At 63.2% G+C, this 16819-nt stretch carries 11 protein-coding genes and 2 pseudogenes; 4 read left to right on the top strand and 9 right to left on the bottom strand.

Going from position 1 to position 16819, the window contains the following annotated elements; translation table 11 throughout:
• Window positions 1-261 precede the first annotated feature (261 nt).
• Both A6048_RS11055 and A6048_RS11060 read right to left on the bottom strand, forming a co-directional pair.
• The gene (locus A6048_RS11055) at window positions 262-1377 is read right to left on the bottom strand and encodes a GIY-YIG nuclease family protein (protein WP_146166378.1); all 1116 of its coding nucleotides are present in this window, start codon (window positions 1375-1377) and stop codon (window positions 262-264) included.
• A gap of 1057 nt (window positions 1378-2434) precedes the next feature.
• Entirely contained in the window at window positions 2435-2890 is a 456-nt protein-coding gene (locus A6048_RS11060) for a hypothetical protein (RefSeq protein WP_107748994.1), read from the bottom strand.
• 138 nt (window positions 2891-3028) lie between these two features.
• Here A6048_RS11060 and istA (A6048_RS11065) point away from each other — a divergent pair.
• Together istA (A6048_RS11065) and A6048_RS11070 are read left to right on the top strand one after the other, a co-directional pair.
• Window positions 3029-4590: pseudogene (gene istA, locus A6048_RS11065) on the top strand (IS21 family transposase).
• Window positions 4587-4925 (top strand): annotated as a pseudogene (locus tag A6048_RS11070) (ATP-binding protein); the annotation flags it as partial. The pseudogenes istA (A6048_RS11065) and A6048_RS11070, both read left to right, overlap by 4 nt.
• Before the next feature lie 188 nt (window positions 4926-5113).
• On the opposite strand, the gene A6048_RS11075 reads toward A6048_RS11070, so the two are convergent.
• Both A6048_RS11075 and A6048_RS11080 read right to left on the bottom strand, forming a co-directional pair.
• The gene (locus A6048_RS11075; protein WP_107748993.1) at window positions 5114-5872 is read right to left on the bottom strand and encodes an ATP-binding protein; all 759 of its coding nucleotides are present in this window, start codon (window positions 5870-5872) and stop codon (window positions 5114-5116) included.
• Window positions 5869-6741: a Mu transposase domain-containing protein gene (locus A6048_RS11080; RefSeq protein ID WP_235027272.1), complete on the bottom strand. Its 873-nt coding sequence runs from the start codon at window positions 6739-6741 to the stop codon at window positions 5869-5871. The genes A6048_RS11075 and A6048_RS11080 overlap by 4 nt, the downstream gene beginning before the upstream one ends.
• A gap of 194 nt (window positions 6742-6935) precedes the next feature.
• Between A6048_RS11080 and istA (A6048_RS11085) the strand changes: the two genes are divergently transcribed.
• Together istA (A6048_RS11085) and A6048_RS11090 are read left to right on the top strand one after the other, a co-directional pair.
• Window positions 6936-8498 carry an IS21 family transposase gene (gene istA / locus A6048_RS11085; protein WP_107749043.1) on the top strand — a complete coding sequence of 521 codons (1563 nt, stop codon included), beginning with the start codon at window positions 6936-6938 and terminating at the stop codon, window positions 8496-8498.
• A complete protein-coding gene (locus tag A6048_RS11090; protein ID WP_107748992.1) occupies window positions 8495-9241 on the top strand; it encodes an ATP-binding protein in 747 nt (248 codons plus the stop codon). Before istA (A6048_RS11085) ends, A6048_RS11090 begins: the two co-directional genes overlap by 4 nt.
• A gap of 309 nt (window positions 9242-9550) precedes the next feature.
• Here the strand turns inward: A6048_RS11090 and istB are convergent, their stop codons facing one another.
• The 5 genes from istB to A6048_RS11115 form a co-directional block, all read right to left on the bottom strand.
• A complete protein-coding gene (gene istB / locus A6048_RS11100; protein WP_107748991.1) occupies window positions 9551-10345 on the bottom strand; it encodes an IS21-like element helper ATPase IstB in 795 nt (264 codons plus the stop codon).
• Complete coding sequence (istA, locus tag A6048_RS11105) at window positions 10342-11598, bottom strand: IS21 family transposase (protein WP_107748990.1); 1257 nt, start codon at window positions 11596-11598, stop codon at window positions 10342-10344. Before istA (A6048_RS11105) ends, istB begins: the two co-directional genes overlap by 4 nt.
• Window positions 11599-11650: 52 nt before the next feature.
• Complete coding sequence (locus A6048_RS11110) at window positions 11651-12256, bottom strand: hypothetical protein (protein ID WP_235027271.1); 606 nt, start codon at window positions 12254-12256, stop codon at window positions 11651-11653.
• Between the two features lie 286 nt (window positions 12257-12542).
• Complete coding sequence (locus A6048_RS18270; RefSeq protein ID WP_146166377.1) at window positions 12543-13244, bottom strand: hypothetical protein; 702 nt, start codon at window positions 13242-13244, stop codon at window positions 12543-12545.
• Window positions 13245-13734: 490 nt separating this feature from the next.
• Entirely contained in the window at window positions 13735-16815 is a 3081-nt protein-coding gene (locus A6048_RS11115; protein ID WP_107748989.1) for a type III restriction-modification system endonuclease, read from the bottom strand.
• Window positions 16816-16819: the final 4 nt, after the last annotated feature.

The raw sequence follows: 16819 nt of genomic DNA on the forward strand, positions 1-16819 counted from the left end.
CACGGGTCCGGTGCGGCCGTGCCGTCGGCGTAATTACGACGTCGGCAGGGGCGGACTTCAACCTCGCCCTTGGCATTTGTCAACGCCACCGTCGACTCGATGATGCGGGAGACGCGGACGTAGCGCTTGAGCTACAACCCATGCTCCTTGGAGTGCCACACCGCGGTCCAGCGGCGGGGCATGCCCAGCGGTAACGCGAGTGCGCTTTGGAAATCCCTTAGGAACTCCTGCTGGCCTGTCCACTTAGCACGCAGAGTGGATCTATTCATCAGCCGATCGGAGGGCGTCGCCCACACCGACAGTCGGAAGGCCTAAACCGACCGCCCGTTCGAGCGCCGCTTCAGCCAACAACACATTGTGTGCGTCAGCGTACCGCCCCGAGACACGGCCTTTACGTGCCCTGGCCAGGGCGTACCTAGCTGCTGCAGAGCGAATCTTGTCCGACTTCTTCATCGCCTTCACGAACGCGGCTGGAGATTTGAAGATGAGATACTCAGCATTAGGCCCCGCGGACTTGTGGACGTGTCCAGCCATCGACGCGCCGCGATGCTTCAGTGCCCACCAGGTCATGCGGGCTGGAAGCATGGTGCTGTCCGTCGCCACACCTAGCACCAGCCTCCCATCGGGCAGCTCGCTGATGTAGAAGACCTCGAGCATCCCCATATTGAGCGTCACCAGGCGTTTTCCACCGCCGACCATCCTCAAGGTGGGCAGACACGACAGTGACCAGAACTGCCCCTGCGAGCGTCTCGGATAGAGCACACACCCGCGCAGATAAGTCGCGATCGCCTCCAAGATCAACTCGTACTCGGGATGGGAGGAGAGTTTCTCGAACCTGGCCTCCGAGCGCACCACCGCCGACTGCCCGCCGAGCACCGACTGGTCGACACCCCCAGCCCGGAGATCGGCGAGATTGGCTTCTGCAGGACTGGTGAACCACGACTTCTGCTCCTCCACCGAGACGAGCTCGTCCAACACGGAGGTCCCGTAGATCACAGCGCTGTGCTCCCGGTTGAAGCACGTGAACTCGTTCCTGCAGAGGTCGTAAATCAGCTCTCGCTCTGCCGCTCTCAGGGTTTCCGTGTTCGCGGATTCCGGCATGTACCGGAAAGACTGAATGTTCGCGTGGTCATAGTTCTTGACATGCTGCCGCAATCTCGTCACCACCGTCGTGCTGGAAATTCCCACGTAAACCTCGTGGGCTTCCCCCTCCCACATGTACAGCCCCACCAGTTTGCCGCCATGCTGTTTGGACAACGCTCGAAGCGACTTGTCAGACATCGCGGTCGCCGGCCCGAAGCCCTGCTGATCTGCCCACGCCGCGATAGCGGGGTCCGGAACCCAGTTTGGAATAAGCGAATTGTTCATCGAAGCCATTCTTGGAGGTTAGCTTCTGGGTGCGACATCGAACGAGTGGGGCGTAGGTAGTCGCAGCTGGTCCCGCCGGATTCCACCTGCAAACGCGACAACACCCTGCAGTTGCCGTTCCCCGACCGGTCGCTACTGCGACGACACTCTCGGGAATTTTCCCGTGCTGGCTACCGCCGGGCACCGAACACCGATGAAACTCACATCTGAGGGAACGGGCACACGGACGGCCGCTCAACCAACTCGTCCAGACCAATCCCCGGCACCCTTCTGTCGCCACTATGCTTCCCCCGTTCCCCTCCACTTACTAAGAAGCCTCTAGTGCCGCCCAAAATCCTCTTCCTCCATGGCGTCGGTAGCGGCGAGGCGGAGCGGACATGGCTGGACAGACTTAACCGCGGTTTGGCGACCCTGAACGTGGATCCGGTCGCAGCGGATCGAGTGATCGCCCCGGAGTACGCCTAGTTGCTCTCTGCCGACATCGACAGGGTCAAGCCGCCGGAAAACACCTACAAGGTGAAGAAGGACACGGCCGAGCGACGGGTGTTCTTCCGTCGCCAGTCTCGCGTCGAGCGGCGATCGGGGCATTGATCACCTTTGCGCAGGGGAACGGGCTGGTGACCGAAGCGGTCGAGAATTGACGACGACGAGGGCGCGCATTTCCGATGTGCAGTACCCACGCTGGCCGCGTGTTGCGGCACTGAGCGACGGAATCCAAGAGCAACTGACCATCACAGGCGCTGCCACCGGCCTGCGTGCGCAAATGCTGGCGAACAGCCGACATGCCGCGACGACGAGGAGAGATGTTTCAGACCGGGCCACGGTGGCTGCGCGGACGGGAACGCCGACTCTCCAGGAGTGGTGTCTACCGTCCTGACAGTGCCGCCTGTCGGTAGGCCCGCTCGGAGGCATGAACCAGCAGGTCAACGAGTTGCGACCAGGTGGTGTGCTCGCTCAACGTAGAGTACCGGTAGCGGAACTGCTCTCCGTGTTGGAGCCAGTCACGTTTGCCGAGATAGGGCTCAAGCAAGTCGGAAAACTCCTCGAATTCGTGGTCAAACGAGAATTACCCCTCGTTCTCATCCGCCAGGACCTGTCCTCGCTGATCGGGGTCAATCCTCTTCCATTCCTTGTCTCCGAGGATTCCCACCAACCGCAACTGCCGGCCCTCGAGCTGCCATCCGATCTGCCGGGTGACGCGCCCGGACTTGGACCCGATGAAGTGCTGGACAATCCCGCCCTTGCTCCGAGTCGACGACCCCGCCTCGACACGGGCACTGTCCGGCCTCGGTCCAACGTCGAGCAGCGCATCACGGACGCGCTGCGTGCACCGTGCCATCTGGAGATTCTTGACCAGGCTCGCCAACCTCGCCCCATCGAGCTTTTCCTGAAGCCGCGGTTCCATCCAGAACGGCGAATCCATATCCCCCGCCGGGTCACACATCGCTGTCAGATCGACCAGGTTCTGCACCATCTCCGCGTACTTCGCGACCAGTTGAATATTCGTCTCACTGGGGTCCACCGGTATCGCCTCCGGGGGCCAGTGGCCGGGATCGCGAATATTGCGCTTGGGGGCCAGCAGTAGCGTCCGTGGCGGCCACCCGCTTCTAGGCTCCTTCCGCCGCGTGTATAGGGCACGCGGCGGAAGGAGCAATCCGTGATGGTACGGAAGATCAGGGCGAAGCTCGTGTTGCAGCTTCGCGCCGAAGGCCTGTCAGGCAGGGCGATCACCGCCTCGCAGGGCATGTCCCGCAAGAGCATCGAAGCGGTCCTGGAGGCTGCCGATGCGACCGAGACGAGCTGGGACAACGTCGCCGAGCTCACCGATGAGCAGGTGTACGCCCGCCTGTTCCCAGGCCGCGGGGAGCACGAGAGCCTGTTCGCCCAGCCGGACTGGGAACAGGTCCACCGAGAGATGGCCCGGGTCGGGGTCACGCTCAAGCTGCTGCACGGCGAGTACACCGACCGCTGCGCCACCACTAGAGCGTCGTCGATGGACTAGGACCGGTGGTGCAAGACCTACCAGCGACACGTGATGGTCACCGGCGCCGCCTCCCGCGTCGGCCACAAGGCCGGCCAGACGGTCGAGGTGACTGGCCCGGCCCCACGATGGAGCTGACCGACCCGGTCACCGGGGCGGTAGCGAAGGTGTACCTGTTCGTGGCGTGCCTGCCGTTCAGCAGGTACGCGTTCGTCTGGCCCAGCATCGACATGCAGCAGGACGCGTGGCTGCGGGGTCACTTGGCGATGTTTGACGCCTTCTGCGGGTCGGCGCCGCGGATCGTGTGCGACAATCTCGAGACCGGCGTGATCAAGCATCCCGCGACGGAGAGATCGTCCTGAGCGACGCCTACCGGGAGATGGCCGCCCACTACTCGGCAGCCGTTCTACCGGGGCGGATACGGCGCCCGAAGGACAAGGCGAGCACTGAGAACACCGTGTCGCACGTGGCGACCTGGGTGATCGCCGGCCTACGGGACCGGACGTTTCACACGGTGCCCGAACTGGCAGAGGCGATCGGTGAGCGGATGGACGCCTACAACCGCGAGCCGTTCCAGAAACGCCCCGGCTCGAGGCTCGAGGTCTTCACCGCCGAGGAGCGGCCGCTGCTCACGCCGTTGCCGGCGGTGGCGTTCGAGATCAGCCGGTGGCTCTACGGCCGCCGGGTCGGCCGCAATGGGCACGTGGTGTTCGAGCGGAACTTCTACTCCGCCCCGCTGGCGCACATCGCCCGCCAAGGTCGATGTGCGGATCACCGCCCGCACGCTGGAGATCTACCATGGCACTGAGCGGATCTCCAGCCAACTTCTGCTTCCCAAGCAGAAGGCAGGCCAACCGCACCAACGACACCGACCTGCCGGCCGGCCGCCAGTACCAGCAGTGAGATGCACCCCCGGGGTACGGGCGTGGGCCGAGAGGGTGGGGCCCGCGGCGGTGATCGTGGTCAACCGGATCTTCGAATCCGTGCCCGTCGACGAACAGGGCCTGGACGCCGCCCTGCCGGTTCTGCGCCTTTCGCGGCGGTTCTCAGCCGAGCGGGTCGAAGCCGCCTGCGCCCTGGCGCTGACCGGGCCGGTGCGCTCACCCCGCTACGCGCACATCCACCCGATCCTGGCCACCGGCCAGGACAAGACTGCCGTCCTCAGGCCACCACCAGCAGAGGCCGAGCAGGCCGCCGGGTACGTCCGCGGCGCCGACTACTACGCCGGGAGTGCCCGATGAGCAGCATCGATAGCGAGACCAAGCGCAAGCTCCGCGAGATGGGCGCCCAGTCACTGCTCGAGGCGCTCGAAGCGCTCGAAGCGCAACACGACGACCACGTGGTCGGCATGAGCTTCGGCGAGCGCCTTCAGCTGGTCGTCGACCACGCCCACGAGAGCCTCAACCACTCCAAGATCGACGAACTCATCCGCCGGGCCAACCTGCGCTACCCGGCAGCCGATCTGCGGCGCGTGGACCTGGCCGAGGAACGCGGCCTGGACCGGGCCGCACTCGCGCAGCTCGCCACCTGCTCGTTCATCCAGAGACAGCAGAACGTCGTCTTTCAAGGCTTCACCCAATAACCGGTGACCCCAAGCCTCCAGATACTCAAACGAGCCATGTGGCAGGGCAAATCCGGTGTCTCATTGTCCATTCACGAGGCATAACCTGTTTGGGACGCGTTTCCAGTAGCGCGGTTCTGATGATCGGGTAGCGGTCGGACGGGTATCGGATAGTGGTGCCTCCCCGTCCGACCGCTGGGCCGCTACGGCGTCGCCGTGGCGAGGTGTCGTCTCATGTTGGGTCCGTCGAGTCCGATGATCTCGGCGCCGGCGACGATCCGGTTGAGGATCGATTCAGCAATGACCGCGTCTTGGAGCGACTTGTACCAGTCGGGCGGATCGAACTGAGAGGTCACCAAAGTCGATCCGCGCCCTTCGCGGGCGGCCATGATGTTCAGCAGCTCGGCCGCGGTCTGCGGGGCCACCGGGGTGGTGAGGAAATCGTCCAGGACCAGCAGGTCGCAGTTGTGCAGGTCCGTGAGGAAGTCCAGTCGCCGCTGCGAGGTCGCTTCCAGCACGGCGAGCCGGTTGGCCAGATCGTCGAGTCGGAAGAACCTCGCCGTGTAGTACTTGCGGCACGCGGCGTTGAGCAACGCTTGGGCGAGGTAGGTCTTGCCCACGCTGGACTGGCCGAGGATGACCAGGTTGCGAGTCGAGTCGATCCATTGACAGCTGGACAGACGTGCGATTAGCTCGCGGTTGACGTTGCGGTCAGGCAGGTAGCGGATCTCTTCTACGCAGGCGTCAGGGTTTGGCGATCTGGAGGCCTTGAGTAGTTTCTGGATTCGGCGTTCCTGCCTGGCCGTGATCTCTTTATCCAGGGCGTGGAAGATCTTCTCGGAGAACGTCCACTCGTCGCAGGCGGGATCGTTGGCCAGGTCGATCACGGTTTCGCCGAACGCGGTCATCCGCAGCTGGGTGAATAGCGCCATGTCAGCGTCGGTGAGGTGCCGATCAGTCATGACCGGTCTCCTTCGTCCAAGGCGCTGGGCGTGCCGGTGAGGGCGGCGAGGCTGAACTGCTCGGGCCCGGCCAGATGCGCCCCACGGGTGTCTCTCCGCCCCAGCGGCGCCGCTACAGGCGTTGCGTTCGCTGAAGACGGTGCCGCCGTCGTGGTGGTGGGCCGCGCAGCGGCCTGGGCCCGCAGTACCGCCAGGTGCTGTTTGACGGCGGTGTAGCTGATCGCCCGGCGGGCGGTCTCGGAGATCAGCTGCCCGCAGGCGCGCTCGAGGAGCTGCTTGTTGTCGCCCTTTCCTAAGGCCAGGATGTTCTGGCACGAGCGGTAGCCCTGGGCTTCGATACGTTGGCGGTCGAGCACCTCGGTGATCGCGGCGACGGTGTTCGGGCCGATCTTGTGGGCTTGGCGCACGAAGTAGGGCCGCGACCATAGATCCGCCGACTGCAGGTGCTGGGCGGGCACATGCTCGGGATCGGTGATGTAGCCGTGCCGGCGCCCGGAGATGGTGTGCGAGGCGATCACCTCGCCCTCGCACATGATGGTGAGTTTCTCGCCGGTGATCTTCACATCGACGTGCTGGCCGGCGTAGGTGTGGGGCACCGAGTACTTCACGGTGGCGATCTCGACGTGGTAATCGCGGTTGACCTTGGACTTCTTCCACGTCACCGGCTGCCACCGCACTTCGGGCAGGGCAATCAGCTCCGACTTCTCGTGCTCGGTGAACAGCTCGCGCCGGCTGACCTTCTGGCCGCGGAACGGGATGCGGTCGTTGATCGCATCGACCTCGGAGGCAACGGCCTCGCCCAGATCGTCCAGGCTAGCGAACCGCCGGTCGGCCAGGCGGCCGATCACCCAGTTCGTCACGATCTTCACCCCAGCCTCTACGTGACCCTTGTCCGTCGGGTGAATATTCGTCTCACTGGGGGCCACAACTATTGCCTCTGGGGGCCACCGACTGTCTGCGCGAATATTGCGCTTGGGGGCCAGTAGCGGCGTCCGTTGGGGCCACCGCTTCTAGGCTCCTTCCGCCATGTGTATAGGGCACGTGGCGGAAGGAGCACTTGGTGATGGTACGGAAAATAAGAGCGAGGCTTGTGTTGCAGCTTCGCAGCGAGGGCCTGTCCGGTAGGGCGATCGCGGCCTCGCAGGGCATGTCCCGCAAGAGCGTCACCGCGGTCTTGGAGGCTGCCGATGCGCACGAGGTGACGTGGGACGATGTCGCCGATCTCGACGACAGCCAGGTGTACGAGCGCCTGTTCCCGGGCCGCGGGGAGCATGAGAGCGTGTTCGCACAGCCCGATTGGGAGCATGTTCACCGAGAAATGGCCCGCGTCGGGGTGACGCTGAAGTTGCTGCACGGCGAGTACACCGACCGCTGCGCCACCTCGGGGTCGCCGGCGATGGGCTACGACCGGTTCTGCAAGACCTACCAGCGACACGTGCTGGTCACCGGCGCCGCCTCGCGGGTCGGACACAAAGCCGGACAAACGATCGAGGTCGACTGGTCCGGTCCCACGATGGAACTGGTCGACCCGGTCACCGGCACCTCGACGAGGGTGTACCTGTTCGTGGCGTGCCTGCCGTTCAGCCGGTACGCCTTCGTGTGGCCCGCGATCGACATGAAGCAAGATGCCTGGCTGCGGGCGCACGTGGCGATGTTCGAGAACTTCGGTGGTTCGGTGCCGCGGATCGTGTGCGACAACCTCAAGACCGGCGTGATCAAACACCCGCGAGACGGGGAGATCGTGCTCAACGACGCCTACCGAGAGATGGCCGCCCACTACTCAGCAGCCGTCCTACCAGGCAGAATACGGCGCCCGAAAGACAAGGCCAGCACCGAGAACACCGTCGCGCATGTGGCGACCTGGGTCATCGCCGGACTGCGGGACCAGCAGTTCGGTTCGCTACCGGAGCTCGAGGCCGCTATCGGGCAGCGGATGGACGCCTACAACCGGCAACCGTTCCAAAAACGCCCCGGATCCCGCTACAGCGTGTTCACGGCCGAGGAGCAGCCGTTGTTGACCCCGCTGCCGGCGGTGGAGTTCGAGATCAGCCGGTGGCTCTACGGGCGACGGGTCGGCCGCAACGCTCACGTGGTGTTCGAGCGCAACTACTACTCGGCACCCCTGGTGCACATCGGGGCGAAGGTCGATCTGCGGATCACCGCCCGCACGCTGGAGATCTACCTCGGCACCGAGAGGATCTCCAGCCACCTGCTGCTGCCCGAAGGGGCGGCAGGTTCGTATCGCACCAACGACGCCGACCTTCCCGCCGGTGAGCGCTACCAGCAGTGGGACGCGGCCCGCACCCGTGCGTGGGCCGAGCGGATCGGCCCGGCCGCCCAGATCGTGGTGAGCCGGATCTTCGAATCGGTCCCCATCGACGAGCAGGGACTCGACGCCGCCCTGGCGGTGCTGCGGCTTTCGCGGCGCTACTCGGCCGAGCGGGTCGAAGTGGCCTGCGCTCTGGCTCTGACCGGGCCAGTGCGTTCGCCCCGCTACGCGCACGTGCAGCCGATCCTGGCCACCGGGCAGGACAAGACCGCCGCCCTGCGGCCACCACGCGAGGAACCCGGCGAGATCGGCGGGTACGTCCGCGGCGCCGACTACTACGCCCGAGGTGCCCGGTGACCGCGCTCGACATCGAGACCAAGCGCAAGCTCCGCGAAATGGGCGCCCACCCGATGCTGGAGGCGATCGAGGCCCAAGATGACAACCACGTGTTCGGCATGACGTTCGAGGACCGGATGCAGCTGGTGGTCGACCATGCCCACGAGGCGTTCAATCACTCCAAGGTCGACGGGCTCATCCGCCGGGCCGGGCTCCGGTATCCGGGCGCTGACCTGCGGCGAGTTCACCTGATCGAAGAGCGAGGCCTGAATCGGGCGATGATCGCTCAGCTGGCGACCTGCTCGTTCATCGAGCGCCAGCAGAACGTGGTGTTCCAGGGCTTCACCGGCTCGGGCAAGTCCTACCTCGGCTGCGCCCTGGCAAAGCAGGCCTGCCAGCACCGGATCCGGGCGCACTACATCCGGATGCCCGACCTCGAAGAGGCCTGGGCGCTGGCCAGGGACAAGCCCCAGGGGCAGATGAAGTTCCTCAAGAAGTACGCCGCGTTCTCTCTCCTGGTGATCGACGAATGGTTGCTCGACCACCCCGATGACGGGATGCGCAGCATGCTGCTGGAGCTGCTCGAGCGCCGCTACGACACCGGATCCACGGTCTTCTGCACCCAGTACGCCAAGAAAGACTGGCACCAACGCCTCGGCTCCGGGGTGCACGCCGACGCCATCATGGACCGCATCGTCCACAACACCCTCTGGATCGACACCGGCACGCACAACATGCGCGAACACGCCGCCGCGAACCAGTAGCCAGACGCCGACGGGAGGCCGGTGGCCCCGACCGACGCGGTCACTGGCCCCCAACGGCAATACTGCTGGCCCCCGAAGGCAATATCCGGTGGCCCCCAAGCCTCCAAATACTCATCGGGCGGACCGGTCTGGTCGGCACGGCGGCAGTGCGGTGATATTCGAGGAAGTCCCGGTACTCACGGTTGACCTCGCGGGCCCGGTCGCCGCGACTGATCTGATTCGACGCGGTCGAGGCGTTATCGGGGATGACCACCTGGGTGAGGCCGCCGAAGTACTCGAAAGCTGTCAACGGCGGGTGAAAATTGACCCCTACGTGACGGGCGAATTCTGACCCCTCTGGTTGTTGGTCTGTGCGGTCATGAGGTCTCGTCGTGCTTTGGTCCGGTAGGACTGGCCGCCGAGGGTCAGTACCTCGGCGTGGTGGACGAGACGGTCGATCATCGCGGCGGCGACGATGTCATCGGCGAAGATCTCACCCCAGCGGCCGAATGGCATGTTCGAGGTCACCAGGATCGAGCCCTGCTCGTAGCGGTGGGCCACAAGCTGGAAGAACAGGTTGGCGGCGTCGGAGTCGAACGGGATGTAGCCGACCTCATCGATGATGAGCAGCTTGTAGCGGCGCAGCTTCCGCAGCTCGGCCTCTAGGCGGTTCTCGGCATGCGCGGCCTGCAGCCTGGCAAGCCAACCGACCGCCGTATCGAACTGCACGGCGTAGCCGGCGGCGATCGCCTTGTATCCGAGGGCGATCGCCAGGTGGGTCTTACCCACTCCGGGCGGCCCGAGCAGGACTACGTTGTCGGCCTTGCCGATGTAGGTGCTCGTCGCCAAGTGCGCGAGCACGTCCTTGCGCAAGGTGGGCTGATGGTCGACATTGAAGTCCTCGAGCGTCTTGACCTGCGGAAAGTGCGCCGCACGAGTACGGACCTGGATGCCGGAGGCCTCTCGGTCGGCGACCTGCCGACCCAAGACGGCAGCCAGGTACTCCTCGTAGGTCCAGCCCTGCCTACGGGCGGTATCGGCGAGGTCGGAGAACACGCCCGAGATGGTCGGGGTCTTGAGCACCCGGGCGGCGTAGGCGACCTGGGAAGAGGCGTCTTCGCTCATGCCGACACCTCCGAATCCACTGCTGCGTTGCCAGCGAAGTCGACGTCGTAGAGGTCGTCGTAGTCGCGCAGCGAGCGCACCACCGGATCAGTGAACGAACTCATCGGCGGTTGCTCCCGGACCCGCTGCCAGTAGTCCACGCGCAGCTGCTTGGCCAGGTCCACATGCTCTGGGCTAGTCACCGTCCCGCGGCGGGACCAGCTGCGGCGATGCTCGGCCACCACGGCCCCCGCGCAGGTCACCGTCACCGTATGCAGGCTGGCGACGACCTCGACCAGGCGCCCGATCACGCGGGGGTCGACCGAGTAGTCCACCGAGTCGATACGGACGTAGTAGTCCCGCGCCAACCTCACCGTCGTGCGCAGGCCCGTGGTCGGTGCGACCGGCGGAAGGGCGAGCATCCGCGCCCGGTCCTCGACCAACGCGTCTACCGGCCTCGATCCCAACACGCGCACGGTGCGCGTGTTGGCCGTCGCCAGCCACTCGGTGAGCTGGTCATTGAAGTCCGCGGGGCCCGCGAAGGTCCGGCCGGCCATGAACGACTGGCCGAGGTAGCCGTTGTGGCGCTCCACCATGCCCTTGAACTCCGGGTCCCGCGGCGGGGCGATCACCAGCTTCGACGACAGCGTCCCCGCGAACGCGGCGGCATCGACCGTCGGCTTGCCCGCCGAGGTAGCGATCGCCGACTCCCGATCCCACCACAGGCGATGGGATACAGCCCCGAGCTGGCCCAGCAGCAACCACATCCCCGCCAGGATGTCCCCGGCCATCCGGGAGGGAATCATCGTCGCGGAGATGTACCGCGAGAACGCCAGCGTCATCACCAACACCGGCATCTGAGCGCTCTGACCTGCGCCCAGCGGAATCGGCGTCTTCGGGAACCACAGATCGCACTGCGTCGTATCGCCGGGCTTGTGCTCGATACGGTCCGCCGGATCGACCCCGCGATACTCGGGGCGGATCGCTCGCACGCGGTCCTTGAGCACGGTCATCGAGTGCGGCCACTCGATCCGCTCGGCGATCACCGTGGCCGGCATCGTCGGATACTCCGCCAGCAACTTCCGGATGTCCGGCTCGAACGCATCAGCCAGCGATCCCTTCGGAGCTCGCTTGTACTTCGGCGGCTCGGACGAGGCGAGCGCCGAGCGCACCGTGTTCCTCGCGATCCCCAGCCTTCTCGAAATCTCCTTGATCGGCACGCCCTCGCTGTTATGCAACCGGCGTATCTCGGCCCACTGCTCCACTGCAATCACCCTCCCAGGGTCGGGAGGGGTCAATATTCACCCGTCACCCGGGGGTCAGTATTCACCCGCCATCGACAAAAGCCTGCAGGTGGGCGTCGAGCCAGTTCGGCATCTTCTCATCGAGGCAGCCGCAGGCGAAAACCATCCCTGAGTACGGCAGCGAGGCCACGAACACCGACACTCGAGTTCGGTTTCCGGTGACGGGGTCGAAGATCGCCATCGCGGTGCCGGCCCAGTCGACCTGCATTGTGTGGCCGGGCACGTGGGCGATCCGCATCGTCAGCTCGTTGACCTCGACGTACTCGCCGATGATCTGGCAGAACCGCTGGTAGCTGTAGTGCCGCTGGCACGGCGAGCCGTCGGTATCGAGGTAGTTCGCCCATAGCACCCGCAGCGGCAGCTTCTTTCTGCCCGAACGCTTCTTGACCATCGCAGCGACATCGATCGGGACGAACTCGCCTGAGGGCTTCTTGCGGCCATCGGCGAACAGCCCGTCGATCTCCTCGGCGCTCAGTGCATCGACCTGGCTCGTGGCGGTCAACCCCTGATCGTGGCAGACCTTCTTCGCTTTCGCGATCGTGCGATGCGAGCATCCCGCGATCGCCTCGATGTCTCGGTAGGACCTGTCCTGCAGCAGTAGCGACATCACCAATCGGTAATCAGTCACTGGTGCCTCCTGTTCGGCTTCACGCGCAGCGGGACTGCCACGCGCAAATCCGAGACGAACACACCGCCACCGGCACCGCTACCCGATGCCCATACTCGTGCTATCCGATCGTCAGAACCCTGCTATCCGAAGGACGTTCCTAACAGCATAACCCTCAGACGCAAATCACGCTCCCCGAACCTCTCCCACCGTCAAACCTATCGGGCTGCTGAGCTGCGAAAACCCAGCACCGAAAACTCTATAAGCTTCCAAACCCTTTGTTCCATCGAACATCGCGTAAAGAAGCTCACTTGAACTCAGGGAGCTTAGACCAGTCGAGCGATTCGCCAAGCCAAGTGGCGGAGGAATCAGCAATATGCTGAGCGCCGAGAGTGTATATTCGGCAGCAGTTCAATGCGTTTTGCAACACCAGCGTATGACCATTCCCTGACTCACGCAGAACGCTAGATGCAGCGGGACGGCTCACGGTCTTCCTAAGCGGCGGCGGCCAACGAACATCGCTCCACGACGGAACGAGGCCGTGCGTCAAAGCATGACGAACCTGCATCCATGCTGAGGCATCGAGAACTACTTGATCCCAAGCGACATCCCGTTCGGCCCATGTACTGTGCCCGGTTTTTGTGTTGACATTTAACCTAATGTCGCGACCACCAACGATCTTGCCAGCTCCCCCGAACACCGTCTCGACACGGGAAGAGAATTCTCGAAGATCGGGATTGTTCCACTTACCAATCTCCGCCGCAATTTCCCCCATGGTCGCCCCTTGCTTCGACAGGCCAACGGCAACAAAGTCCTCGACGAAGCCCTCGAAGGCGGAAATGACGCCCAGAACCAGGGCCGGGTTCACGGCCGCCCATTTTCCCGAGTTTCCCTTTTTTCGAGGGTGAATATCTAACAGGTCCTTCGGCATGCGAAGCATGGACACAAATCGATCGACAGACACTTGCAAAGGCGGAGCCGCTAATGAAAAGGACGGGGAGGACGACATGCTCCAATTGTGCATGATCCGCCGGACATCGTTTGCTTTTACCGGCATATGACAGGCTTTGCCACCAAATTAGTACGGAGTTGATCGCGCAGGCTTCGAAAGGGTACTCGAGCAGCTGGAAGGAAGTTCGACCTTTCGGAGCAATTCGCAGTAACGGGATAGGATTCGTGAGCGGGCCACGGCGAGTTCGATGAATGTCCTGGACAATCCCAACTGCTCGCACGATACACCGTTCGGATGGCCGAGCGATTTCGCATCCGCCTCAAAGTCCGAGTTGCGGCAAGTCAACTAGGTCGGCAGATAGGGCCAGTCGGTACTTCCGATCCGGTGATCGGGTACCGCCACACCGGATGGCTGGACCGGGAGGACCGACCGTACTACCTGCCGCTCGGTCTTGCAGTAGGCATCGGCACTCTTCGCGCCGAGAACCTCAGTGATCGAATATGGTGCTCCGGCAGTGATGCGGTCTGCCTTGGCCACGGAACAGGTCTTACGCTGTGACGAGTTCCATGAGCTTCGAGTAGCTGTCGGCAACGTCGTACTTCACTTGGCCTTCAAACTTCTGGTTGACCTCGGCAAAGAACTTGCGTGCACACTCGATCTTCGCGTCCTCGACACCCCTTAACTGGAGAGTCGACAAGGAACCCTTGGTCTCCGCGACGAAGTACACGTGCTTGACCGACCCCTCGGTGAAGGCGATCGCCCAGTCGGGATTGTAGTCGCCCACAGGCGTGGGGATGAAGAACCCACGAGGCAACTTCGCGTAAACCGCAACCTCGATGCTCGTGTCGAGCTCGGTGACGAACGCACGTTCGACCTTTGAGTCTGTGACCACATAGTCGTAGACATGCTTCTTGAGCTTCTCCCCCGCCTTGGTGAAGTCCTGCGCGCTCTGATTTTCGGTGAAAATCGCCGATGCAAACCGGTCTTCCAGTGTGTCGTAGGTCAGGTGCTCGACGATGACAGTTGCCTTCTGCTCGTTGATCAAGTGAGCGGCTTCAGTGATGAACTGCTCAGGATTGAGACGGAACTTGGCGAATGTGTCGGGGGTGACCTTGCTGAGGATCTTGGCCGCGGTCCGCCGGATGAGTTGGGTCTTCTCGGTGATCTCCCCTAGCAGGTCGTACTTGACCTGGGAGCCAGCCGACACGGTTTCCGTCTGGGTCGAGGTAGTCGAGATTTCGAAGCCAACGCCAGATGTGAGGTCGTCGGCTTCGAGGGAGCCGCGTTGCTTGCCTGCCTGGACCACGTACTGCAGAGATGTGACGCTCAGGTGGGTGTCAAGCGCCTTGACACACTTCCGGACGAGTTCGTCGGAGTCGAACTCGACCTGGTAGACAGCCTTGTGGTTGATCCGGCTCCAGAGTTCTTGGAACTCCTTCTTCATAAAATTCGCCTCGTTGAGCGGGACTTTCTTGGGCTTGCGGCCATTGGTTGGTAGCGGCACCTCGATATACAGCGCATCGACCAACGTGCAGACGAAGTCGATGGCCGGTTTGAGCACTTCCGAGGTCGGCTCGGCCAACGTGCCGGCCTCACGGCTGGCCTTATATGCCTCGGAGATGGTGTCATCGTCATTGATGTAGTCGTTCTTGGCCAGGTACTGGTAGAGCGCCTGCGCGAGGGCCTCCTCGACGACCGTCTCGCCGTCGTGAGTCTGAATGGTCTTGCCGGTGAAGAATTTGACGCTAGCCTTGCGTGGGCGGTCAGCCAGCGACTCGGCGATCTCCTTTTGCAGGCCGGTCACGAAGTCGGTGTAGGACTCGTCGGTAACGACGGTGAGTTCGTTGATATCGTGGACCGTGGCGGGGTTGTCCATCCGCTCACCGTGCTGGTCGACCGCAAGTCGTAGGCCACGGCCGATCTCCTGCCTACGCGAAATGGCGTTGTCGCTCTTCTTCAGCATGCCCATGACGAAGACGTTCGGGTTGTCCCAACCCTCACGCAACGCAGAGTGGGAAAACAGGAAGCGCACCGGCTCGGCGAACGAGAGGAGGCGTTCCTTGTCCTTGAGGATCAGGTCGTACGCCCCGACGTCTTTAGACTGACCCTTCTCGTCACCGGTCTTGTGCACGGCGCCCTCAACGAAGTGCTTGCTCTTCTTGTCGATCGAGAAGTAGCCCTGGTGCACCTCTCGGGCTGTATCGCGCCGCAAGTACTGCTGGTAAGTGGTGGTGGCCTCGTCGAGTTCGAGTTCTCCGAGCACTTCGGTGACGGCGGCCTCGTACTCCTCCTCGAAGACACGGGCGTAGTCACCGAGGGTGTCCTCGCGGCCGTAGTCGCGGTACTTGGCGACCTCATCAATGAAGAACAGCGAGAGGATCTTGATACCTTGGTTGAAGAGTTCGCGTTCCTTGTCGATGTGGGCGCGGATTACCTCACGGATTTGGATGCGACGCTTGGTCTCCTCGGTGACGTCGCGGTCCGCGAGCTGACCGGCCACCACCACGTCGCCGTTGCTGAGCGTGATGGTGTCGTCGATCGCGCTGACGTCGGTGACCACGAGGTCCTTGTAGGATTCGATGCCGTTAGCCAAGTCATGCAAGCGGGTGCCCTTGGTGACTCGTTTGAGGTGCCGCTTGATGGGGCCGGCTTTGGTCTGGACCTCAAGCTCTATCCGGGCCGTCGGAGGCTGTCCCTTCTTGACCTCGATCGCGTCCAAATACAGGTAGGCCGTCGAGCCAGCGAGTCCCTTGACCGTGATGCCGCGGACCGAGATTCTCTTGACAAGCTTCTGGTTGTAGGCATCCAAAGCATCGAGCCGGTGCACTTTAGTGTGTTCGACCTTGTGTGTGGCCGAGTAGCGAAGCACCATCAGCGCGCTGAACCGCGACAGCGCCTCGAGCGACTGAGCCGCGCCGATCTTCTGTGGTTCGTCGATGATCACGATCGGCCGATTGGCGCTAATAACATCGATCGGGCGGCGTGACTGGAAATCGTCCAGCACATCGTAGATGCGTCGGTTGTCCTTGCCGGTGGCATTGAACGCCTGAATGTTGATGATCATGACCTGCACGCCTGCATCGGAACTAAACCTCTCAATTTCGTGCAATTGAGAGGAGTTGTAGACAAATGACCGCGGCTTGGTGCTATAAGTCTGCTGAAAGTGCTCAGCAGTTACATCGAACGACTTCTTCACACCCTCGCGGATGGCGACCGAGGGCACCACGATGATAAACTTCGACCAGCCGTAGCGCTTGTTTAATTCCATGATCGTCTTGATGTAAACGTACGTCTTGCCGGTACCGGTCTCCATCTCGATATCGAGGTTCGGAGCACCAGGCGCCGCCTTGCTGTCGACTAGCTTCGACGCCAGCGGCAGGTTTCGAGACGTTTGCACCTGGTGCACGTTGGCCAAGAGGTGAGCGGCCGAGAGCTCAATCTCAGAGTTGCGCAAGCCAGAGTCCGGCGTCGTGTTGGTCTCGAACAGCGCCGGTGCAGCATTTGGCTTCACCTTGCCGGGATCGATGCGGTAGGAGAACCCGGAGCGACGAGGCTGCCCGGCGAACATGTCGACGACCGCGTCGACGGCATCGGTCTGGTATTGCTGAACTTTGAATTGAAGCTTCATGTCT

Origin of the sequence: Dietzia psychralcaliphila (genome assembly GCF_003096095.1) — a bacterium.
Lineage (GTDB): Bacteria > Actinomycetota > Actinomycetes > Mycobacteriales > Mycobacteriaceae > Dietzia > Dietzia psychralcaliphila.